Source organism: Hyphomicrobiales bacterium, assembly GCA_016710435.1.
GTDB lineage: Bacteria > Pseudomonadota > Alphaproteobacteria > Rhizobiales > Aestuariivirgaceae > Aestuariivirga.
The window spans coordinates 300,144-322,190 of record JADJVV010000001.1 but is presented as its reverse complement, the minus strand read 5'-3'; the positions used below and the strand labels follow the sequence as shown (position 1 = coordinate 322,190).

The window sequence follows — 22,047 nt, the reverse complement described above, 5'->3', positions numbered from 1 at the left end:
CGTTTTTGCGCGCTGGACAGGGGCGTTCCGGCTGCTAAGACGGCAAGCTCACACGGGCGGACGGACCAGGATTCCGCGCCCAGCCAGAGCAAAGGAGCGGCCCCATCATGAAGCGCATTCTTCCCACCACACTGATCCTCGCAGCGATGAGCGGCAGCGCCTTCGCGCATCCCGGCGCCGGCCATGCAGCCGGCTTCGTGCACGGCTTCATGCATCCCGTTGGCGGTCTCGATCATGTGCTGGCGATGGTGGCCGTTGGCCTGTTTGCGGCGGTGATCGGCGGCCGGGCGCTGTGGCTCGTGCCGGCGAGCTTCCTCAGCTTCATGCTGGTGGGTGGCGCTCTTGGCGTGGCTGATATTGCTGTTCCGTTTGTTGAAGCGGGTATCGGCCTCTCGGTCGTCGTGCTCGGTGCTGCGGTGGCGATGCGCTGGAAGGCGCCTGTCGCAGTTGCGATGGCACTGGCCGCCCTCTTCGCGATCTTCCACGGCCATGCCCATGGCGCTGAAATGCCGGTGGATGCCTCTGGCGCCAGCTACGCGCTGGGCTTCCTTGCGGCCACGGCCGCGCTTCATGCCGCCGGTGTTGCTTCCGGCCTCGGTCTTGCCCGCCTCATCGACTCCCGCGTGGCGCGGGCTGGCGGTGCTGCCATGGCTGCGGCGGGCCTCGGCCTTCTGGCGGGATGGCTCTGAGCCTTTCCTTTCCCGCATCCCTTTCAGGCGGCCCGTGCACGTTGCGCGGGCCGTTTTTTCATGGTGAGGAGAGACATGAAACTTCTCACCTGCACGCGCACCGATTCCGTTGATGTGATCGACGTTCCCGAACCCAAGGCTGGCCCTGGTGACATTCTCGTCCGCATGACGCTCTGCGGGATCTGCGGCACCGACCTGATGAAGGTTTATGATACCGACACGCCCAAGCCGGTGCAGCTGGGACATGAGATCGTGGGCACGGTCGCGGCACTGGGCGAGGGTGTTTCACGTTTCAAGCTGGGTGAGCGCGTGGCTGTGGCGCATCACGCGCCGGATTATGGTTCGCACTTCGCCCGCCGTGGCAGTCCCACGCAGGACCCGCAGTTCAAGCGCAGCAACGTGGCGCCCGGCGGTTTTGCCGAGTTGGTCCGCGTTCCAGCGGATCTGGTGCCGCACACGGTTGTTCCCGTGCCTGCTTCCATGCCGGAAGAACGCGCCGTGTTCATGGAGCCGCTGGCCTGCTGCCTGCGCGCGCTCGACCGTGTGCTGGTGCGCGAAGGCGATACGGTGCTGATCGTTGGCGTTGGTGCCATCGGGCTGTTGTTCCTGCCGCTGCTCCGCGACCGCAGCGCCACCGTGCTGGCCGCCGATACGCGCGCCGAACGTCTCGATGCGGCGGCGGCGTGGGGTGCATCGCAGGGCCTGCTGGTGGGCCGAGACGATGTGGCGGCATCTACCCGGTCTGTGAGTGGTGGGCGTGGCGCAGACGTGGTGATCCTCACCGCCACCAACGCGGCGACCATTGCCCTGGCGCTGGAGAGCGTGCGCGACGGTGGCGTGATCGTGCCCTTTGGCGTGAAGCCCGGAATGATGCCGCCGGTGGACCTGTGGCAACTCTATCGCCGCGAGGTGAGCCTCGTCACAAGCTATTCCGCGACTCCCGAAGGCCTCGCGCGCGCCATGGCCATCCTCGCACGCGAGGGCTACGCCCTTGAAAACACCATCAGCCACCGCTTTGGCATCGCTGATGCACACCAAGGGTTTGCCCTGTTGCACGATCTCAAGGCATCCAAGGTGGTTGTGAGGGGCTGATGCGGCTCCAGGCCCAGTTCCAAATCTGAAGAAATTGGACCTGCACCAAATCGTGGGTGCAGAAGTGGATCGAAATCGACACCGTGGTTTTTCGCCTTGGCGAACTCTCGGCATTGGAGAATGGCGCGTTCGAAAACATCGGCAGGAAAGTCTCCACGGCAAGCATTCGACTGCACCGGTAAAAGTTGCGGCGAGGGTCTTGGACGCTTGTCGATCTTTCTGCCCTGCGTCTCCAGCCGAAATGCGCGTGATGTCGAACTGCCAATAGGAGGCGCAATTCTTACGCGATGGCTACACCATGGAAAGCTCCATCAGCCACCGCTTTGGTTTCACTGACGCACGCATGGAAACCCATGAGGGATTGCGCAACGGTGTTGAAGCTCAACTAGTAGATCGTCGCGTGGAGCGACTTGGTATCGTGGTCAAGCACGCCGACCATCGTCGCCACGATGTTCTTGTCGTTGCGTGCGACGTTGCGGCAGGCCTTTGCAGTGGTGCGCAGTGGCGTATTTCCCAAAGGAACGGCGTCTGCCACGATAGCGGTGCAGAAGTAGTGACCATTTTTCACGTACTGGGCCTCGCCCATCCCATTTGAGCCCCAGCTCATGGTGACTTCGCCTGCCCAGCCCGGATAGGGGAGTGGGTACCACATAAACCCGGTGCCGCGAGCGGAGGGAGTGATGTCTCCGCGCCCTCCGTAGATGAAGGGTACCGGTGACCAGAGCGCCGCATTTCCCAAGCTGGACGCGTATGCCTCGTAGTCGGAATCGTTGAAGCGCACGATGCCTGCGATGCGTGGATTGATGCGCATCTTTGTTGGGGAGTCGAAGTGGTCGAGGGGCAAGCGATCGGGGATGTGGAATTGCTGGCGAAGAATGGCTTCGCGTCCGCCTCTGGTGACATTGCGAGCAACCACGATGGCAACTGCGAAAGCGACGAGGATTGCGATGGTGGCAATACGCTGACGACCACTCATCGCCGACCATTGCGCGATGAGGCCAGGACGCCTGCCGACGTTGTACTTGGGGAAGCGCAGGAATACGCCAAGCACGAGGGCGAGCGGAATTATCCAAATGACTTGGGCATAGGGATTGGCAACCAGCATACCCCGCAATTCTGGCAGTCCGTAGTTAAGGTTCTATTGCGGTTCAGCCGGTACCGATGCCGACCAACTTCCGGCCCTCCAGCGCTGCGACCAACCGCCGGCAACTTCATGTCCGCCCATGTGGGTCTCACTAGGGTGGCACGGGGAAAACGCGAAATCACGCATCGCTAGAAAAGCTTGCAAAATTGGCTGGGGGACTAGGATTCGAACCTAGACTAGCGGAGTCAGAGTCCGCGGTCCTACCGTTAGACGATCCCCCAAGCGGGGCCGGAGGGTGTCCGGCGCGTTGGTGCGGGTGCTGATAGCCGCGCGGCTTGCGTCTTGCAAGCGTGTTGAACAGCAAATTGCGATTGGCTGCCGCGGGGGTCTTGTCCGTCCCCGCGACGGCTTGAAGTGGCGCGCGAGGCTACGTGCGGAACTGCTTGAGCAGGCTTGCCAAATTCTGTTGCGAGTTGGGGCCCGAGGCACCCGGCTGACTGGGTGCGACCGGCTGCGTACGGCGCAGTGACGGCTGGGCCGGGGCGGCAGGAGGCGGCGGTGGTGCGGCCTGGCCGAAGCCAGTGGGCGCACCACGGAGAGCCTGCTGCTGGGCGGCCTGTTGCGCCGCGAGACGCTGCGCCAGCGCCTGAGCCGCGGCCGATTGAACGGGCTGGCCGGGATGGGCTGCCTGTCCGGGTGGCGGTACGGCTTGTGCCGGCGGCGCGGTGGCCGCGCCATTGCCCTGCAGGGCAACGTCGGCGGAATAGCCGACGGCGTCGGGATTGTAGGTCTGTGCGCGCCAGCGGTGCACGATCTCCTGCAGGAAGCCATCGTCCGGCAGGTCCTGCGCCCAGTTCTTTGTGAAGCTCGCGGTGTTCGAACGCGGCAACTCGTTCGCGGGCAGCATGTCGAACTTGATGCGGGTGGGCAGCGCCACGCCTTCACCGAAGGTGATGGCTTCGCCCGTGCCCATGGTGGGCATGAATTCAAGGAGCGAGGCGGCGGCATCCGAGATGCCGGCCTTGAGAATGTCCTGGTCCTTCTCGTTGGTGAGACGAAGCGAGAAGATGGTGTTGCACTGGGACAGGATGGTGGGATCAAGTTCCGCCGGGCGCTGCGTCACAATGCAGAGGGACACGCCGTACTTGCGGCCTTCCTTGGCGATCTTGGAGATGGCGCGCTTGGTCGGTTCGAAGCCCAGCGTCTTGTCGTTGGGCACGTAGCGGTGTGCTTCCTCGCAGACGAAGGTGATGGGAATGCGGCCGGCACTCCAGACGCCGAAGTCAAAGGCCAAGCGGGCGAGCACGGAGACGACGACGTTGATGATTTCAGACGGCAGGCCGCCGAGCTCAAGAATGGCGATGGGCTTGCCGTTCACCGGCACACGGAAGATGCGGCTCAGCACCTGGGCCATATTGTCCTGCACGGTGAGCGAACCGAACATGAAGCTGTAGCGCGGATCGCGGCTGATCGCTTCGAGCTTGGCCTTGAGGCGCTTGTAGGGGGCAAGTTCGCCGCGCAGGTCCAGCTTGCCGATGTATTCCTCCAGCACGCCGGTGAGATCGGAGGTGCGGTAGGGGATGGGGGTGTCGACGCCGATCGACTGGTTGTCGATCAGGTTGCTGCGCACCGTGGATTTGTCGCGGCGCTGGTTGTTCATGTAGCGCACCTTGGCCTGCGGGATGAGTTCGCGCAGGATTTCCACGTCGGCATCGCGGTTGGGCTGTGTGCCGATCAGGATCTCGACGGCTTCGTCGAAATTCAACAGCCAGAAGGGCAGCGACATGTTGTCGGGGGTGATGACCTCCGAGATGCCCTGGAAGGACTGGGCGTATTCGCGGTGGACGTCGAGGAGCAGGATATGGGCCTGCGGATTCTTTTCGAGAATGCGGCGCAGGATCAGCGCAACGGTGCAGGACTTGCCTGTGCCGGTGGTGCCGAGGATGGAGAAATGCTTGCCCAGCATGTCATCCACCTTGATCATGGCGGGAATGGTGGGGTCCTGCTGGATGTGGCCCACGCGCACGGAACTTTCCGTATCGCAGGCATAGGCCATGGCGAGTTCGCTGCGGTTGGCGCGGTAGACCGCGTCACCGAGCGAGGGATAGTTGGAAACGCCGCGGCGGAAGGACTTCGGCAGGCCATCGGGACCCTTCGGCAGTTCGCCGATGAATTCCACCTCGACGATGCGCATCTCGCGCTCGTTGGCATTCTGTGACGGCATGGGAGACGATAGGGCGGAGACCAGCGCCAGGGTGATGGCGTGGGTGGTGTCGGCCTTGAGCAGGGTGCCGATTTCCGGGCCCTTCAGGGAATTGGCGAAGACGCCTTCATGACTGTCGAGGAGCACCACGGCGTGGCCGCCGGTGACGGCGACGATGCGGCCCATGCGTTCCGTGGGCAAGAGGTCCGCCGACGGTGCGACGCCCGAGGCGGGTTTTGCTTCCGGGAACGATGGCAGGGCGGCTTTGGCGGGTGCGTTCATGAGTGTAATCGCTGCTCCTGATGGAGGTGGGTCGCAGCCGCAAGCGGGGCAGCGAGTGGTGTTGCGGCGGCCAGCGGAATGAAGATGCTGACGCGGGTGCCGACACCCTTGGTGGAATGAATCTGCAAGTCACCGCCGTGCAGGCGGGCCAAGGCCATGGCAATGGGAAGGCCAAGTCCGGTGCCCTCATGCTTCTTGTTGAAGCCGGAGTCGACCTGGCCGAAGGGGCTCATGGCCGTGTCGATCTCGGCGGCATCCATGCCGGGGCCGGTGTCTGTGACGCTGATGGTGGCAAAGCCGGCGCTGTGCACCGAGGCTTCCAGCCTGACCTTGCCCCATTCGGGCGTGAATTTCACGGCATTGCCGAGGAGGTTGATGAGGATCTGCTTCAGGCGCAGCGGGTCGGCCAGCAGCATCGGCATCTTGTCGGGAATGATGCTCTCGACGGAGATGTTCTTTTCCTTGGCCTTGGCATCTGTGATGAGGATGCAGGAGTCGAGGACGGCGGACAGCGAGATCGGTTCGGGGTCGACCGAGAGCTTGCCGGCCTGGATCTTGGAGACGTCGAGGATGCCGTTGATGAGGGCGAGAAGATGTTCCGCGGCCTGCTTGATGTAGGCCGAATACTGCATCACCTTTTCCTCGCCGGTCACGGTCTTGGTGGCGAGCATGTCGGAGAAGCCTATGATGGCATTCAAGGGGGTGCGCAACTCATGGCTCATGTTGGCGATGAATTCGGATTTCGCCTTGGAGGCGAGTTCGGCGTCAACCTTGGCGGCATTGAGGGCAACGGCCTGTTTCTGCTGGCGCACGCCTTGCCCGAGGCTCTCGCCGAAATCGGCGAGCAACGAGCCCTCGCGAAACAAACTCTTGCCGTAACCACGCATGTTCACCGTACCCCAAGTGACTGTTCTGGCAGCAAGACCTCAATTCGAAGTTAACGCTGCCACAGTTCTGACACGGGTTTTTTCAGAATTTCTTTACGCTTGGGGCAAAGCTGGTAAGGTGCTGGCAACGCAATGATTTGAGACCTGGGCGCGTTCCGGCCCCAAGCCGTCGAGCCGCCCTTCGGTCCGGAAGGTTTGAAACGTGGACGCGACAGCCAGGGCGGGGCATTCCCGCGGCGGTCAGGCCGGTCCTCACGGGCGAAGTCCTGCAGCAGGGCAGCGGCGGGAGCGCGGTGATGGACGTGGCAACGAGACCGCCTATGGGGCATTGGATCTCGGCACCAACAATTGCAGGTTGCTGGTGGCCTGTCCTTCAGAGCATGGCTTCAGGGTCATCGATGCCTTTTCGCGCATCGTCCGGTTGGGCGAGGGGCTGGGCCGTCATGGCAGGCTGAACGAGGCTGCCATGGACCGCACCATCGATGCGCTGCGGGTCTGCTCCAACAAGTTGAAATGGCACCGGGTCGGCCGTCAGCGCCTGGTGGCCACCGAGGCGTGCCGCCTTTCGGCCAACGGGGCTGATTTCATTTCACGCGTTGCCGAGGAAACCGGGCTGGAACTGGAAATCATCGACCGCGAGACGGAGGCCCATCTCGCCGCTGCGGGTGCCGAGCCGCTGCTCGCGGCGGAGGCCGAGACCGCCGTGGTGTTCGATATCGGCGGAGGTTCGACCGAGGTCATGTGGGTCCGGCGCGCGGAAGCGGGTGCCGAGGTGCTGGCGTGGATTTCCTTGTCCGCCGGCGTCGTCACGCTGTCGGAGCGTCATGGCGGCGGGCAGGACGTGGCGCCGGAGCGTTATGACGACATGCGCGCCGATGTGAACCGCCTGCTGCAGCCATTCCTGACTGACGTGCGGGCGCTGCAGGGTGGCGATGAGGGACCCGATCATTTGCTTGGCACGTCAGGCACTGTTACCACCATTGCGGGCGTTCACCTGGGCCTCCGGCATTACGACCGGTCACGCGTCGACGGTTGCTGGCTGATGAGCGAGGAGGCCGAGCGCGTGACCAGCCATTTGCGCGGGCTGTCCTATGACGAGCGCGCCGCCAACGGCTGCATCGGGCGGGAACGCGCCGACCTTGTGCTCGCGGGCTGCGCCATTCTTGATGAAATCCGCGCGGCGTTTCCGGGCCAGCGTATTCGCGTGGCGGACCGCGGTTTGCGCGAGGGCATTCTGGCGCAGATGATGCGCGCCGACGGCCACCTGGGGAGACGTTCATGAGCAGGCCTGGATCACGTGACAAGTTGGGGGCGGGCCGCCTGAAGGTGCGGGTGAAAACCGGCAAGGGCCGCACCGTCTCGCAAAAGAACTGGCTCGAACGCCAGCTCAATGACCCTTACGTGCACGAAGCGCGCAAGCTGGGCTATCGCAGCCGTGCTGCCTTCAAGCTTTCCGAAATCGACGACAAGTACCGCTTCCTCAAGCCCGGCGGGCTGGTGGTGGACCTGGGTGCCGCTCCGGGCGGTTGGAGCCAGGTGAGCGCGCAACGCGTGAAGTCGGTGGAGGGCAAGGGCAAGGTCATCGCCATCGACATGCACGGCATGGACGAATTGCCAGGCGTCACGATCTTCAAGAAGGACTTCTACGACGAGGATACGCCCGCCGTGCTGATAGAGGCGTTGGGTGGCGCAAAGGCCGACGTGGTGTTGTCCGACATGGCGAGCCACGCAACGGGGCATCGCCAGACCGACCACATCAACATCATTGCGCTCGTGGAATCCGGTTATGATTTTGCGCGTCACGTGCTGAAACCGGGCGGCACTTATCTCGCCAAGGTGTTGCGCGGCGGCACGGAAAACCAGTTGCTCGCGGCGATGAAGAAGGATTTCGCCACGGTGCGGCACGTGAAGCCGATGGCGAGCCGTGATGACTCGGCGGAGCTTTTCGTGCTGGCCACGGGCTTCCGGGGATAGTGGCAGGCGGGGGCCGGCGGTGAGACAGACGAGTTGCCTGAAGCTGATGGACGAGCCGCTGGTATTCGTGACCTATGCGGGGTCATATCTGCTTTCCGGCCTCAGCATGTGCCTGGACCAGGCGAAAGGCCGGCCCTTTCATCTGCTCATTGTCCCCAATTGGGAGGTGCGCACGTTGCTGCCGGTGCTGGATGCATTCGTGCGGACGGCGGCGCTCCTGAACAGCGGCATCACCCCCTGCATCCTGAGCCCGGGCGATGAAGAGAACGCCCTGCTCGAAGAGATGGGGCTTCGGCATGTCCATGCCCATCACAATGCCTTTATCGATGAAACAGTGTTTCATCCGTCCACGGACGAACGCCGCATCTATGATGCCATCTACATCGCCGCGATGCAGACGTGGAAGAGACACGACCTGGCGTGGAACATCCCCAACATCTGCGTGCTCACCTATGGCCACGGCCGCGGAGACGACACATCCGTCATGAGCGGTTATTCATCTCTCGCCTACAGCAACTGTCCGGGGGGCGGCGATGTCGAATTCCTCGCCGCCAGCGACGTCGCTGCCAAGATCAACGAGTCACGGGTCGGGCTCATCCTCTCGGCGCGGGAGGGCGGCAATTTTGCCAGCGGGGAATACCAGTTCTGCGGCCTCCCCGTGATCACCACGCCATCCACGGGCGGGCGGCACTATTTCCTCGATTCCAAGACCACCATCGTGGTGCAGCCGACGGCGGAGAGTGTTGAAAAAGCTGTCGTGGCGGCCAATGGGCAGACCTGGGATGCAACGGCCATTCACAGGCGGGCGGTGGCGCGTGCCATTCCGCACCGGGAACGGCTGCTCACGTATCTCAGCCAGATCTCCGGCCGGGACATCCGGGCCGAAGCAAACGGCAATGCCTGGCATCCCGCGTTCAGCGACAAGCTGCGCTGCATGATTCCCATCCCCGGTACCTGAACCGCAAAGAAAAAGGCCACGCCATGGCGGGCGTGACCTTTGGACTGTCGCCCGGTGAAAGACGTCAGGGAATGACGATGGATGAGCCGACCTTCAGGCCGTGGGTCTTCAGGCCGGGGTTGGCATTGGCGATGATTTTCCAGGCGTGGCCCTTCCCGTAGTAGACCTTGGCAATTTTCCACAGGCTGTCGCCCTTGACGACGGTGTAGCTGCGCACCGCCGGAATGGGCGGGGCGGGGAGGATGGCGTTGTTCGCAGGCGGCGCGCCCGGCATGAAGGGCGGCGGCGGCGGCGTTTGCGCGGTGGCCAGGTGGGTGGACAGCAACAGGGCGGCTCCGGCCAGCGGAAGCAGTCGGTTCAGGGTCATGACAAAGGTCCTTCGGTGATGGCACCCGCGCCGGATCCGGCAGATGCGTGATTTTCAAGGACATTCTAAAATGCCAAATGCTTGAAACAACTGACGAGTTGGCAGCTTCGGCTGACAGCGTGTCAGGGGGCTGCCCGCGCGGGTCTGGTCTGCGCCAGCCGCCGCCAGCTCCAATGTCACTTGCCCCCATCGTCTCCCGGGTGTTAAGGGCAGCCGCCAACTCACCGAATCCCGTTCTTTTCCCCGAGGTTGGCCCAATGCCCATCGCTCCCCGCACATTTCCTGAATACCTGGCCTTCGACGACGTGCTGATGAAGCCCGGTGCTTCCAGTGTCTTGCCGGCGGATGTCTCGACGGCGACGCAGCTCACCAAATCGATTTCCCTGTCGGTTCCCGTGATGTCGGCCGCGATGGATACGGTGACGGAAGCAGCGATGGCGATTGCCATGGCACAGGCCGGCGGGCTGGGCGTCATCCACAAGAATCTCGATCCCGCCACCCAGGCCGACCATGTGCGCCAGGTGAAGCGCTTCGAAAGCGGCATGGTGGTGAACCCGGTGACGATCGCGCCCAATGCCACCATCGGCGAGTTGCTGGCGATGAAGCAGCAGCGCAAGATTTCCGGCATTCCGGTGGTGGATGATCGGGGCGCCCTTGTCGGCATCATCACCAACCGCGATGTGCGCTTCGCCACCGACATGAATGCCAAGGTTGCCGACCTGATGACGCGGCAGATCGTGACCGTGAAGGAAGGCGTCACCCGCCAGGAAGCCAAGCGCCTGCTGCACAAGCACCGCATCGAGAAGCTCGTCGTCACCGATGACGACGGCAAGTGCGTGGGACTCATCACCGTCAACGACATGGAGAAGGCGGCGGACCATCCTCTCGCCGCGAAGGACGAGAAGGAGCGGCTGCTCGTCGCTGCCGCCACGGGGATTGGCGACGCCGGGCGCGAACGCGCCGAGCGGCTGATCGATGCAGGCGTGGACGTGCTGATCGTTGATACGGCGCACGGTCACTCCATCAACGTGCTGAAGCAGGTCAACCTTGTGAAGCAGATGTCGAACAAGGTGCAGATCATCGGCGGCAATGTGGCGACGGCGGAAGCCGTGAAGGCGCTGATCGACAATGGTGCGGATGCGGTGAAGGTCGGCATCGGGCCTGGCTCGATCTGCACCACGCGCGTGGTTGCGGGCGTTGGCGTGCCGCAGTTCTCGGCCATCGTGGAATGCGCCGAAGAGGGTGCGCGCCATGGCGTTCCCATCATCGCCGATGGCGGCATCAAGCTGTCGGGCGACATGGCGAAAGCGCTGGCTGCCGGTGCCAACGTGGCGATGATCGGGTCGCTGCTCGCGGGAACGGACGAAAGCCCGGGCGAGGTGTTCCTCTACAATGGCCGGTCCTACAAGTCCTATCGCGGCATGGGTTCGGTTGGGGCGATGGCGCGCGGCTCCGCAGACCGCTATTTTCAGCAGGATGTGGGCAATTCGTTGAAGCTCGTGCCGGAAGGCATCGAAGGCCAGGTGCCATACAAGGGTCCTGTCGGTGCCGTGCTGCACCAGCTTGTCGGCGGGCTTCGCGCCTCCATGGGCTACGTGGGTGCGGCCACCATCAAGGAATTGCAGGAGCGCGTGCAGTTCGTTCGCATCACCGGGGCGGGTTTGCGCGAAAGCCATGCCCACGACATCATGATCACCCGCGAAGCACCGAACTACCAGAGGATCGGCTGATGACGCCCGCGCAGGCGCTGGTCGTCGCCCTGCTGGGTCATGTGGCGCTCACCTTGATCGTGGGCCTGCTGACCTTGCGCGCCCGCGTGGCCGCCGCACGGGGCGGCAAGGTGCGGCTGCAGGTGGTGGCCATCAACAATGCGGGATGGCCCGAGGCTGCACGGAAGCTCGCCAACAATTTCGACAACCAGTTCCAGGTGCCGATGCTGGTCTATGCGGTTGCGGGGCTTTTCATTGCGACCGGGCTTGCCGACATGAATGCGGCCGGCCTCGCCTTTGCGTTCCTCGCGGCGCGCATCCTGCACACGCTGGAGCACACGCGGCGGAACAGGGTGTTGACGCGGCTTGTATTTTTTCTGGCATCCTATGCCTTCGCGCTGTGCCTGTGGGTGTGGTTTGCCATCCGCTTTCTTGGAAACGGCTGAATCATGCGCCTCCCTGGCCGCGTCTCCGCGGCAATCGAAATTCTCGACGAGATCACCCAGCGTCATCGCCCCGCATCCGAGGCGCTGAAGGACTGGGGCAAGGCGCACCGTTTTGCCGGTGCGGGCGACCGTCACGGCATCGGGACGCTGGTCTATGATACGCTTCGCCACAAGGCGAGTGCCGCACACCGCATGAACAGCGAAGCGCCGCGCGCGCTGGTGCTGGCCACGCTGCATGCCACATGGGGCATGGGCGCTGATGACATCGCGGCATTGTCGGATGGCGAGCACGGACCTTCACAGCCAAGCGCCGATGAACTTGCAGCGATCACGCGCACGATTTCGGATGCGCCGCCGCACGTTGCGGGGGACTTTCCGGCGTGGCTCGCGCCCAGCCTTGCCCGCGTGTTCGGAGACGGGGCCGCCGCCGAAGGCGCTGCCCTGGCGGAGCGCGCGCCGATTGACCTTCGCGTCAACACATTGAAGGCGGACAGGGCGAAGGTGCTTGCGTCCTTGTCGCGGTTTGGTGCGACGGATGGGCCATTCGCGCCGACGGCACTTCGCATTGCGGCGCCGGGACCCGACCAGAAGCATGTGTCGGTCGAGGCGGAGCCCGCGCATGGCATGGGCTGGTTCGAGGTGCAGGATGCCGCCTCGCAGATCGCTGCCGGCCTGACGTGCGTGCAGCCGGGCGAACGCGTGGCCGATATCTGCGCCGGTGCGGGCGGCAAGACGCTGGCACTAGCGGCGCTGATGAAGAACGAGGGCAGCATCGCCGCCCATGACCGGGACCGCCACCGCCTGCGGCCCATCTTCGAACGGATGGGCCGGAGCGGCGCCACCAACATCGACGTGCTGGCGGCGGAAGAGGGCGGCAAACTTGCGGCCGGCAGCTTTGATTGCGTTGTCGTCGATGCCCCTTGCACTGGCACGGGCACATGGCGGCGCAAGCCGGACGCGAAATGGCGGCTCACGGAGAAATCCCTGGCCATACGCATCAAGGAACAACGCGACGTCCTCACGCGTGGGGCCGAGCTTGTGAAGGCAGGGGGCAGGCTTGCCTATTTCACCTGTTCACTGCTGCCGGACGAGAACAGCGAACAGGTTGCCTGGTTCCTGCGCAGCCAGCCCGCGTTCAGGATCATGCCGACGGCAACACTCTGGCCCGTGCATCTTCCGGGAACAGTGCCGCGTTCGGCTGATGGCGCTACCGACACACTCCTGCTGACGCCGCGCCAACATGGCACCGACGGCTTCTTCGTTTGCGTGATGCAGAAGGCGTAGACTCAGGGCGGACACTGGGCCCGTTGCGCCATGGCATCTTTGCCCGCTGTCTCCTCCAGCGCCGGATTGGGTTCATACCCGGGGCCGATCACCAGTGGCGCCGGCGGGAGGATGGATTGATCCAGCGTCGACGTAATGGACGAATCCACCTTCTGCAGTTCCTTGCCCGATGCATCCACCACGCTGACATGGAAAGCGTAGGTGCGGCCCTTCTTCACGCATTGCAGGGGATCACTCTCCAGCGAAACGCGCGTCTGTCCGTCGCGGAAGGGTTGTTCGATGCGAAGCATTTCGCCGCCCGCAGGATTATCGAAGGTTGCAACGACCTTTGATCCCGCCGGTGGCGTCTTGCGGATGGCGAGGGTGACGACATAGGTTGCTGTTGCAATCCGCGGATTGAAGATGAACACTCGGCCCTGAAGGTCGAGGTAACTGGTCCGGGCTTCATCGGTACAGGCGGCGAGTCCCAGCAGACCCATGATCAACAGAATGGCAACGGCAATCGGGCGCATGGTGGCATATAACGCCAGGACTCACGGCAGGGGCAAGGGGCCGGTGGTTGCGTGAGCTACCTCTACCAGATCGCGGTGGGCGGCATCCATAACGGCATGGTCTATGCGCTGCTTGCCTATAGCTACGTGCTGCTGTTCCAGGTGGTGCCCAAGCCCAACCTGGCGCACGGATCGCTCTTCGCCTTTTCGGGGCAGGTGCTGGTGCTGGGCACCAACGCTGCCTATAACGTGATGATCTTTACCTTTGCGACGTCCATCCTGTTCGGGATCGGGGCATCGCTGCTGTTGTCACTCATCGTGCTCAGCGTGTTTGCGGGATTGATCGTGCCGCGCTTTGCGCAGCGCTCGCCGAACGCGATGATCGTCGCCACGCTGGCGATTGCCATCGTGCTGATGGAAGGCGTGCACATCGGCGCGAACGGACGCGACAACTGGCTGCCACCGCTGTCGAGCGCGGTCTTGCCGCTTGGCTTCGGTGCCCAGGTTTCCGCCGTGCAGGCGATTAATGTCGTGGTCATGCTGGCGATGCTCGCAGCAAGTGACATGGTTCTGCAATTCACCTCCGCGGGCCGTGCCATCCGAGCGGTGGCGCAGGAACCGCTGGCCGCGTCGTTGCTGGGAACCAATGTGGAGAAGGTGATCACGCTCACCGCCGCGGCGTCCGGATTCATTGCCATGGCGGGTGGCATCTTCACGCTTCTCCATTTCGGCAACATGAGCTTCGGCGCGGGACTGACCTACGGCATCAAGGTGCTGTTCATCGCGGCAGCGGGCGGCTTCACCACGCCCCGCAATGCAGCGCTGGCGGCCTTCCTGTTCGGCGAGACGGAGGCCTTGTGGGATGGCTACCTGCCGGTCATGTGGCGGGAGGCCTTCCTTTACGGCGTGCTGGCGCTGCTGCTGGTGCTGAACGGCCGCCCGGAGCGGCGCTGATCACAGGCTGCCGGGTCCGTCCTTCAGGCAGCCGGCATAGACGGTGTAGCTGGCGAAGCCCGAGTCACCGGAATAGTTGCGGGCTTCCGCCGTGCAATCGTCCTTGCGCTTGGCATCGGCCTTGGTTTCGAGACCAGCGATTGTCTTCTGCGCTTCGCTTTCCATGCCCGTGCATTCCGCAACATCCATGGAGTTGTTCTTGTTCTGCCACTCGCAGAGCTTGGCAATGTCGAAATTGAGCGGCGGAGGTGCATCCTGCGCGAAAGCGGGTGTGGCGAGGAGGAGCGTGGCGAGGAGAAACTTGCGCATGATGGTCAATCCTTATGACGCGTGGCGGGCGAGGTAGCGGCCCATGGCCTTGAGGGTGTCTTCGCTGACGTGATGCTCGATCCCTTCGGAATCGATCCGCGCCGTTTCCTCGTCGACACCGAGAGCGAGGAGGAAACGTTCAACGATCTGGTGTTTCTTGCGGCCCGTCTCCGCCATCAGCCAGCCATCGCCCGTAAGCGAAATGGGACGATAGGGTTCCTGGGTGACGAGGCCCATGTCCTGCAGGCGCTTCAGCATCTTGACCACGGTGGCATTGGCAACGCCAAGACGCAGCGCCACATCCGTGCCGCGCGCCGTGCCGCGTTCATCGATGATGTCGGCGATCAGCTCCACATAGTCTTCCGCCAGTTCCTTCGAATGGTCCGAGCGGGTGCGCCGGAATGCGGCGGACTGAAGCCTGGCCTTGGGCGTGCGGGACTTGCTGGGCATCGGTGAAAAACGTCGATTGTTGCGCCTGCGAACCTAGCCCATTGACTCTGGTTTAGCCAATGCTAAATTCAAGTTTAGCACAGGCTAAACTTATGGAAGCCGCGCGGGACTGATGACCGACGACACTGCAAATCTGGGCTGGCAGCAACGCCGCAACGAACCATCGCTTGCCGATGTGTTCCGCAGCATTCCCGTGCGCAACCAGGGCAACTGGTTCAAGCGCGTGCTGGCCTTCGTGGGGCCAGGCTATCTCGTCTCCGTAGGTTACATGGACCCTGGCAACTGGGCGACCTCGATCGCGGGCGGGGCGAGCTTTGGCTACACGCTGCTGGTCATCGCGCTCATGTCGAACATCATGGCGATCATCCTGCAGTCGCTGTGCGCGCGGCTTGCCGTGGCCTCGGGCCGCGACCTCGCGCAGGCTTGCCGCGATGCCTTTCCCCGGCCCGTTTCCTTCATGCTGTGGATCTTCGCGGAGATTGCCATCATCGCCACCGACATTGCCGAAGTGGTTGGCACGGCCATCGGGCTCAACCTGCTGTTCGGCATTCCGCTGGAACTGGGCGTGGTCATCACCGCGCTTGATGTGTTTCTCGTGCTGCTGTTGCAGCGCCTCGGTTTCCGCTTTGTGGAAGCCTTCATCATGGGATTGCTGGGCATCATCTTCGCCTGCTTCTTTGCGCAGATTGCCATGGCCGACCCGGAGTGGGGTGCGGTGATCCGTGGTTTCGCGCCCACGACGGAGATCATCCGCAATCCCGACATGCTCTATCTCGCCCTCGGCATCATCGGCGCCACGGTCATGCCGCATAACCTCTACCTGCATTCGGGCATCGTGCAGACGCGCGCCTTCGGCAAGAGCGATGCGGAGAAGCGCCAGGCGCTGACTTTCGCCACCATTGATTCCACCGTGGCGCTGATGCTGGCGCTGCTGGTGAACGCCTCGATCCTGATCCTCGCGGCCGCCACCTTCCATGCGGCCGGGCATGTGCATGTGACCGACCTCACCCAGGCGCATGGCATGCTGGAGCCGCTCGTCGGCTCGCTGCTGGCGCCGAAGCTCTTCGCGGTAGCGCTGCTGTGCTGCGGCCTCAGCTCCACCGTGACGGCCACCCTTGCCGGGCAGATCGTGATGGAGGGCTTCCTCAATATCCGCCTGCCGGCCTGGCTGCGCCGCCTCTTCACCCGCATGGTGGCAATCGTCCCCGCCGCCGTCGTCACGCTCTATTATGGGGCGGAGGGCACGGGCATGCTGCTCATCCTCAGCCAGGTGATCCTGGCGTTCCAGCTGCCCTTCGCCATCGTGCCGCTGGTGATGTTCACCCGCGACAGGACCAAGATGGGGCCGCTGGTCTCACCGGGCTGGCTGACGGCGGTCTCGGCTGTCATTGCGGCCATCGTGATCGGGCTCAACCTCAAACTCCTGTGGGATGTGTTCAGCGCCCTTTGAGGCATGCTTGCAGACTCCGGCGGATTGCCTTATCCGCCCCGCATGACTGCCCAGCACGACCAGATCCTCATCATCGACTTCGGCTCCCAGGTCACCCAGCTCATCGGACGGCGGGTGCGCGAGTTGGGGGTTTATTCCGAGATCATCCCGTTCCAGAGCGCCGAGGCGGCCTTCCACCGCATGAAGCCCAAGGCCGTGATCCTGTCCGGCGGACCGGATTCGGTGACGCGGGACGGCAGCCCGCGGGCGCCGCAGGTGGTGTTCGATTCAGGCCTTCCCATCCTCGCCATCTGCTACGGCCAGCAGACGACGGCGGTGCAGCTGGGTGGCGTTGTCGAGGGCGGGCATGCGGCGGAATTCGGCCGGGCCGACGTGGAAGTGCTGGCGCCGAGCGCGCTGTTCGATGGACTGTGGAAAGTGGGCGAGCGGCATCCCGTGTGGATGAGCCATGGCGACCGCGTGACCAGGCTGCCCGCGGGCTTCACCGTCAAGGCCACCTCGCCGAACGCGCCATTCGCCATTGCCTCCGATGAAGGACGGCGCATCTACACCACCATGTTCCACCCGGAGGTGGTGCACACGCCGGATGGCGCCAAACTCATCCGCAATTTCGTGAAGGAGATTGCGGGCTGCAAGGGCGACTGGACCATGGCCGCCTTCCGCCAGGAAGCGGTGGAGCGCATCCGCGCGCAGGTGGGCAAGGGCCGGGTGCTGTGCGGATTGTCGGGCGGTGTTGATTCATCCGTGGCGGCATTGCTCATTCATGAAGCGGTGGGGGATCAACTCACCTGCGTGCTCGTCGATCACGGCCTCATGCGCCAGAATGAAGCCGCCGATGTGGTGGCGATGTTTCGCGAGCACTACAATCTGCAACTCGTGCACGTTGATGCGAGCGATGAATTCATCTCCGCACTCGAAGGCGAGATGGACCCGGAGAAAAAGCGCAAGACCATCGGCAAACTGTTCATCGATGTGTTTGAGCGGGAAGCGAAGAAACTGGGCGGCGCCGAATTCCTGGCGCAGGGCACGCTCTATCCCGATGTGATCGAAAGCGTGTCATTCACGGGCGGACCCTCGGTCACGATCAAGTCGCATCACAATGTGGGCGGGTTGCCGGCGCGCATGAACATGAAGCTCGTCGAGCCGCTCCGCGAACTGTTCAAGGACGAAGTGAGGTTGCTCGGCCAAGAGCTTGGTCTGCCTCATAAATTCGTGGGCCGTCACCCCTTCCCGGGACCCGGCCTTGCGATCCGCCTGCCCGGAGGCGTGACGCGCGAGAAACTCGACATCCTGCGCAAGGCCGATGCCATCTACCTCGATGAAATCCGCAAGGCCGGCTTGTATGACGTGATCTGGCAGGCCTTTGCCGTTCTGCTGCCGGTGCAGACGGTGGGCGTGATGGGCGATGGCCGCACCTACGACCGTGTGCTGGCGCTCCGCGCCGTCACCTCGGTCGATGGCATGACGGCGGATTTCTATCCCTTCGACATGGCCTTCCTTGGCCGCACCGCCACGCGCATCATCAACGAAGTGAAGGGCGTGAGCCGCGTCGTCTACGACGTGACATCGAAGCCACCGGGTACGATCGAGTGGGAATAAGACCTGCTACTTCGTGAGGTCGGGCACTTCTTCGCCGAGCGCGGTGGCGAGATCGATGAGGTGGTCTTGCTCGTCCTTGAGGATTTCGCGGATGTGCTCCGCCATGGCGAACTCGCCCAGTTCCTCGCATTGCCGCACCCGGTCGCGGTAATTCCTGATGGTGTCTGATTCATTCTCCAGATCGGCGCGCAGCATTTCTTTCGCGTCTTCCGTGAGCTTGACGGGCTTTGCCGTCGCTGTCGGCATCGCGCCGAGATAATCAATCTGCCGTGCAATGATGAGGGCGTGTTTCAGCTCCTCGCCGGCATGGGCCTGCAAATGCTCTGCGATGTTCATGTATTCGGCACCCTTCAGCACCTGCGAATAGACGACATAGGCGATGATGGCCTGATACTCGCGGGCGAGGTCCTCGTTGAGTTTGGCCGCGAGGCCTTCGCGCGTCAGGGATGACTTGTTTTGTGCCATGGCTGTGTACCCGCTTTCCAGGAAATGGAAATTTCAAAACGCCAGGTGCCCGCAAAGGTTCCATCACGCTCCGCCGTTCGCGTGCACCTGCGAAGGGGTGGACTTCCGGCGCGGTGCGATCTCTGATACGAATTGGCCAAGGGGGCTTTGAGTCCGGAGGGCTTGAGGCATGGTCGGGATCGTGGGCCGGGCGCTGATACAGTCAGTGCGCATCCTTTTTGCGTTCGCCAGTTTGTGGCTGGTGCTGTCGCTCTCGGCGCCGCTTGCGCCTTCTGCCTTCGCGCAGGATGCCAGCAAGATCTGCACCACGCAGACACAATCCTGCGGATGCGCCACCTGCGGCTGTTGTGGCGGATTCTGTGATGGAGGCGGACGGCCATCGTGCCCGCCGGGCTCTCATCTCTACAATGATTATTGCCTGCCGGATTGTCCGGCGGGGTGGAGCCGCTATCCGGGTGAGCCGGGTCTGTGCATGCCGCCGTGCCAGCATGGCTGCCCGGAAGGTTACGACCAGGTGCCGCTGCCGGAATGCCCGGAGAACTATATCCGCGACATTCGCAATCCTGACCGTTGCGTGCCCGACTACGACCGGGTGCGGAACTACGACAATTGTCCGCAAGGCATGAACTGGTCCTCGGAAACCGGCCAGTGCGAGTTCGACTGCCCGGAGAATTTCTATCGCGACGACAACGGCCGCTGCCAGTTCGCCTACGACAAGGAATGCCGGCAGGGTTATACGCGCGATCTTCGCACCGGGAAATGCGTGCCGGAGGGTGATTGGCCTGTGACCTATCGCTGGGTCTGCCTGCCTGCCTGTGCGCAGGGCACCTATCGCGACATCCGCTATCCCACCCGCTGCGTGCCGCCGCCCCCCGTGTGCGACGAAGGCTACGAATTGCGTGGTGGCCGCTGCCTGCCCGTCTGCGAACCGGGCACGCGCCAGGACCGCTATGGCTATTGCGTGCCGCAGACGTGTCCTGACGGCCAGTATCCCGACATCCGTGGACGCTGCCGCGATCCGGAATGCCCGAACGGCCTGAAGCGCGGTGACGACGGCAATTGCTCGCCGCCGGATGATGTGTGCCCGCAGGGGCAGATCAGCATCCGCGGGGAATGCACCACACCGTGCGGCACCGATGAAGAGCGCAATGAAGATGGCCGCTGCGTGCCTGTCGACGAAGGCTGTCCGCAGGGTCAGGAAGAAGTGAACGGTCAGTGCACCCCCATCTGCAAGCAGGGCCTGAAGCGTGATGCGCGCGGCAACTGCGTGCCGGAACGCCAAGGCTGCGCGAGGGGCACCGTACCGTTCAAGGGCACCTGCGTCGAAATCTGCCAGAAGGACGAGCGGCGCAATGCCGATGGCCGCTGCGTGACGGTGGAGAAACGTTGCCCGGAAGGCTTCCTCCGCACCAAGTCCGGTGCCTGCGTCCGTATCCCGACGGAGGTCATCTGCGGCAAGGGCATGAGGCCGGATGGGCAGGGCGGCTGCGTGCGCGTTGTGCCGCTGCTGCCCCGCGTATGCCCGGAGCGGACCTTCTACAACAAGGCCACGAAGTCGTGCGAGCCGATCCGCCGTACAAGGCCGAAGCCGCAGGACACGGGTGACAATGGTGGTGACTCCGCTGACGACGGGCCGGATTCACCGCCGCCCATCCGCCGGCTGAACCTCCAGCCGCAGATCACGCCGGAGATGCTGCAGCAACTGATCCCGCGCAAGAAGCCGCGCGGCGCCAATATCCAGGAGGCTTGCCCCAAGGGCTTCTTCCGCGACAACAACGGACGTTGCGTGGAGGGCTGATGAAAATCAGTGGTGCGGGTTGTCGAGGGCCCGCACCGGCTCCAATCCATTGAGGCTGTTCAGCACCTCATAGAGGAAGGTCTGCAATTCGCGCACAAGGTCGGGCGCCAGTCCTTGCGGGTCGCCGTTCACGAATTCCCGCAGTGAAAAGCGCCGGTTGGAAATGGCGGAGGCGATGGGAGCTGCGAGGAAGGGGATGGTGAGTGCCCCTTCATGTTCCGGCCAATGGCTGCGCACCAGCATGTTGCGCACCGGCACGAACAGGTCCACGCCCGGTTCCCGCTGCAGGGCATAGGCCGCCTTCAGGGACGTGAAGCTGTTGTCCACGATGTAGAAGACGAAAACGCGGAACCCTGTCTTGTGGCATTCGGCGAAGAAATCGAGATCGCGCGCCGTCTGGAAGAAGCGTTCAGTGTGGCGGGCTGGCAGGTCGATCACATAGTCCCGGCCCGGCGAGGCGAGGATGGTGTCGAACAGTTTCATCTGTCCCTGGATGGCGGCAAAGTCCGCAAGCGCGGTGCGGCCGGGGAAGAAGGTGCGCAAGGGGCCATCGGGCGCATCGGTATCAATGCAGAAGGGATCGCGCCCATCAAGCATGAGGAAATCGACCAGCACCCGCGCCAGCAAGGTCTTGCCGTTGCGGTGCTGGTCGGAACAAACGATGTGGACCGTGGGGCTCGTGGCCACGGTGTCAGCCTTTCACTTGGCGCGGCTGCTTACTGGCGTCCGCCGGAGAGGACATCCTGAAGCATCTTCACATGGGCGAATTCGGCGTCGATTTCCGAGCACCATTTGCGCACATAGCCACGCAGCACGAAGGAGAACTTGCCCTGGCTGCCATCAGCAGCGCGGTTGTCGATGAAATCCTTGAACGTGACACCTGCCACATCAACCTGCTCATAGGCCATCTCGTTGAGCTTGGGGATGTTGATTTCCTGCGTCTTGGCGATCTGCGAGAAATACTTGCGATAGGTTGCTTCGTCCCACTCGAAGAAGTTCGTTTCGTTGATGGAGTTGCGCGCCACTACATACTGCATGCCGGTGAGGTACTTGGCGATTTCGCCGATCTCATCGAGCGAGGCGATGGACGGGCCGACGACGTGGAAGAGGCCCATCGTGAACATGCCGTTGCGGGCCGCTTCGAGCACGCCAATCCGTTCGAAGAGATCGAGCGAATAGGACAGGTTGCCGGCTTTCAGATCGACGATGGTGACAGGCACGTTGGCCGTTTCCATCGTATCGAGAATGCGCATCTGGTGGGCGACGTTGCCGAGGTCGACGATCTCGGTGATCGCGGGGTAGAAACGATGCAGCGAGCCGCGCGGATTTTCCGTGTCGAAGGCGCGGGTCAGGATGTTCTTGCGGGCGAAATAGTCGAGCAGCGAGCGCGCCACCGTCGTCTTGCCCACGCCGCCCTTGTCGGCACCTACGAGAATGAGTGTCGGCTTCATTTATATCCCCTTGAAATCATTGACCTCTTGAATCACCCGTCTCAGTGATTTGCGCAACCCTTAACATGGCAAACCTCTTGAGTACATGCGGCACTTGAGAGGCGG

22 protein-coding genes and 1 tRNA gene are annotated in these 22,047 nt (G+C 63.2%); 12 read left to right on the top strand and 11 right to left on the bottom strand.

Features of this window, described 5'->3' with window-relative positions; translation table 11 throughout:
- Positions 1–107 precede the first annotated feature (107 nt).
- Together IPM06_01585 and IPM06_01580 are read left to right on the top strand one after the other, a co-directional pair.
- Positions 108–689 (top strand): HupE/UreJ family protein, encoded by a 582-nt coding sequence (locus tag IPM06_01585; GenBank protein MBK8769104.1) that lies wholly within the window; start codon positions 108–110, stop codon positions 687–689.
- A gap of 75 nt (positions 690–764) precedes the next feature.
- A complete protein-coding gene (locus tag IPM06_01580) occupies positions 765–1,781 on the top strand; it encodes an alcohol dehydrogenase catalytic domain-containing protein (protein MBK8769103.1) in 1,017 nt (338 codons plus the stop codon).
- Between the two features lie 385 nt (positions 1,782–2,166).
- Here IPM06_01580 and IPM06_01575 read toward each other — a convergent pair whose 3' ends face one another.
- The 4 genes from IPM06_01575 to IPM06_01560 all read right to left on the bottom strand — a co-directional run bounded on the left by IPM06_01575 (position 2,167) and on the right by IPM06_01560 (position 6,237).
- Complete coding sequence (locus tag IPM06_01575) at positions 2,167–2,886, bottom strand: hypothetical protein (protein MBK8769102.1); 720 nt, start codon at positions 2,884–2,886, stop codon at positions 2,167–2,169.
- 186 nt (positions 2,887–3,072) lie between these two features.
- A tRNA-Gln gene (locus IPM06_01570) sits at positions 3,073–3,146 on the bottom strand.
- A 146-nt stretch (positions 3,147–3,292) separates the two neighbouring features.
- Positions 3,293–5,350, bottom strand: a complete 2,058-nt coding sequence (locus IPM06_01565) for an ATP-binding protein (GenBank protein MBK8769101.1) — start codon at positions 5,348–5,350, stop codon at positions 3,293–3,295.
- Complete coding sequence (locus tag IPM06_01560) at positions 5,347–6,237, bottom strand: sensor histidine kinase (GenBank protein ID MBK8769100.1); 891 nt, start codon at positions 6,235–6,237, stop codon at positions 5,347–5,349. Before IPM06_01560 ends, IPM06_01565 begins: the two co-directional genes overlap by 4 nt.
- A gap of 202 nt (positions 6,238–6,439) precedes the next feature.
- On the opposite strand from IPM06_01560, the gene IPM06_01555 reads away from it, so the two are divergent.
- The 3 genes from IPM06_01555 to IPM06_01545 are packed head-to-tail and all read left to right on the top strand — an operon-like array spanning position 6,440 to position 9,169.
- On the top strand, positions 6,440–7,519 hold the full coding sequence (locus IPM06_01555) for a Ppx/GppA family phosphatase (protein ID MBK8769099.1): 1,080 nt from the start codon (positions 6,440–6,442) through the stop codon (positions 7,517–7,519).
- Complete coding sequence (locus IPM06_01550) at positions 7,516–8,211, top strand: RlmE family RNA methyltransferase (protein ID MBK8769098.1); 696 nt, start codon at positions 7,516–7,518, stop codon at positions 8,209–8,211. The genes IPM06_01555 and IPM06_01550 overlap by 4 nt, the downstream gene beginning before the upstream one ends.
- A 19-nt stretch (positions 8,212–8,230) precedes the next feature.
- Positions 8,231–9,169 (top strand): glycosyltransferase, encoded by a 939-nt coding sequence (locus tag IPM06_01545; protein MBK8769097.1) that lies wholly within the window; start codon positions 8,231–8,233, stop codon positions 9,167–9,169.
- 64 nt (positions 9,170–9,233) lie between these two features.
- Here IPM06_01545 and IPM06_01540 read toward each other — a convergent pair whose 3' ends face one another.
- Positions 9,234–9,536, bottom strand: coding sequence for a LysM peptidoglycan-binding domain-containing protein (locus tag IPM06_01540; protein MBK8769096.1), 303 nt, complete (start codon positions 9,534–9,536; stop codon positions 9,234–9,236).
- Positions 9,537–9,793: 257 nt separating this feature from the next.
- Here IPM06_01540 and guaB point away from each other — a divergent pair, with 257 nt between their 5' ends.
- Genes guaB through IPM06_01525 form a run of 3 tightly spaced genes read left to right on the top strand, consistent with a single transcriptional unit; the run spans position 9,794 to position 12,975 of the window.
- The gene (guaB, locus tag IPM06_01535) at positions 9,794–11,266 is read left to right on the top strand and encodes an IMP dehydrogenase (GenBank protein ID MBK8769095.1); all 1,473 of its coding nucleotides are present in this window, start codon (positions 9,794–9,796) and stop codon (positions 11,264–11,266) included.
- Positions 11,266–11,691 (top strand): MAPEG family protein, encoded by a 426-nt coding sequence (locus IPM06_01530; protein MBK8769094.1) that lies wholly within the window; start codon positions 11,266–11,268, stop codon positions 11,689–11,691. The genes guaB and IPM06_01530 overlap by 1 nt, the downstream gene beginning before the upstream one ends.
- Positions 11,692–11,694: 3 nt before the next feature.
- A complete protein-coding gene (locus tag IPM06_01525; protein MBK8769093.1) occupies positions 11,695–12,975 on the top strand; it encodes an RsmB/NOP family class I SAM-dependent RNA methyltransferase in 1,281 nt (426 codons plus the stop codon).
- Between the two features lie 2 nt (positions 12,976–12,977).
- Here IPM06_01525 and IPM06_01520 read toward each other — a convergent pair whose 3' ends face one another.
- A complete protein-coding gene (locus IPM06_01520; protein ID MBK8769092.1) occupies positions 12,978–13,487 on the bottom strand; it encodes a hypothetical protein in 510 nt (169 codons plus the stop codon).
- A gap of 51 nt (positions 13,488–13,538) precedes the next feature.
- Between IPM06_01520 and IPM06_01515 the strand changes: the two genes are divergently transcribed.
- Positions 13,539–14,420 (top strand): branched-chain amino acid ABC transporter permease, encoded by an 882-nt coding sequence (locus tag IPM06_01515; GenBank protein ID MBK8769091.1) that lies wholly within the window; start codon positions 13,539–13,541, stop codon positions 14,418–14,420.
- On the opposite strand, the gene IPM06_01510 is transcribed toward IPM06_01515, so the two are convergent.
- Both IPM06_01510 and mntR read right to left on the bottom strand, forming a co-directional pair.
- Entirely contained in the window at positions 14,421–14,729 is a 309-nt protein-coding gene (locus IPM06_01510; GenBank protein MBK8769090.1) for a hypothetical protein, read from the bottom strand.
- 12 nt (positions 14,730–14,741) lie between these two features.
- Positions 14,742–15,179: a manganese-binding transcriptional regulator MntR gene (mntR, locus tag IPM06_01505; GenBank protein ID MBK8769089.1), complete on the bottom strand. Its 438-nt coding sequence runs from the start codon at positions 15,177–15,179 to the stop codon at positions 14,742–14,744.
- Between the two features lie 112 nt (positions 15,180–15,291).
- Here mntR and IPM06_01500 point away from each other — a divergent pair, with 112 nt between their 5' ends.
- Positions 15,292–16,629 (top strand): Nramp family divalent metal transporter, encoded by a 1,338-nt coding sequence (locus IPM06_01500; protein MBK8769088.1) that lies wholly within the window; start codon positions 15,292–15,294, stop codon positions 16,627–16,629.
- Between the two features lie 42 nt (positions 16,630–16,671).
- Positions 16,672–18,228 carry a glutamine-hydrolyzing GMP synthase gene (guaA, locus tag IPM06_01495; protein ID MBK8769087.1) on the top strand — a complete coding sequence of 519 codons (1,557 nt, stop codon included), beginning with the start codon at positions 16,672–16,674 and terminating at the stop codon, positions 18,226–18,228.
- Between the two features lie 6 nt (positions 18,229–18,234).
- On the opposite strand, the gene IPM06_01490 is transcribed toward guaA, so the two are convergent.
- Positions 18,235–18,693 carry a ferritin-like domain-containing protein gene (locus IPM06_01490; protein MBK8769086.1) on the bottom strand — a complete coding sequence of 153 codons (459 nt, stop codon included), beginning with the start codon at positions 18,691–18,693 and terminating at the stop codon, positions 18,235–18,237.
- A gap of 169 nt (positions 18,694–18,862) precedes the next feature.
- Here IPM06_01490 and IPM06_01485 point away from each other — a divergent pair, with 169 nt between their 5' ends.
- Positions 18,863–20,491, top strand: coding sequence for a hypothetical protein (locus IPM06_01485; protein MBK8769085.1), 1,629 nt, complete (start codon positions 18,863–18,865; stop codon positions 20,489–20,491).
- Between the two features lie 6 nt (positions 20,492–20,497).
- Here the strand turns inward: IPM06_01485 and IPM06_01480 are convergent, their stop codons facing one another.
- Both IPM06_01480 and IPM06_01475 read right to left on the bottom strand, forming a co-directional pair.
- Entirely contained in the window at positions 20,498–21,178 is a 681-nt protein-coding gene (locus IPM06_01480; GenBank protein MBK8769084.1) for a hypothetical protein, read from the bottom strand.
- Positions 21,179–21,207: 29 nt separating this feature from the next.
- Positions 21,208–21,942: a hypothetical protein gene (locus IPM06_01475; GenBank protein ID MBK8769083.1), complete on the bottom strand. Its 735-nt coding sequence runs from the start codon at positions 21,940–21,942 to the stop codon at positions 21,208–21,210.
- Positions 21,943–22,047 lie beyond the last annotated feature (105 nt).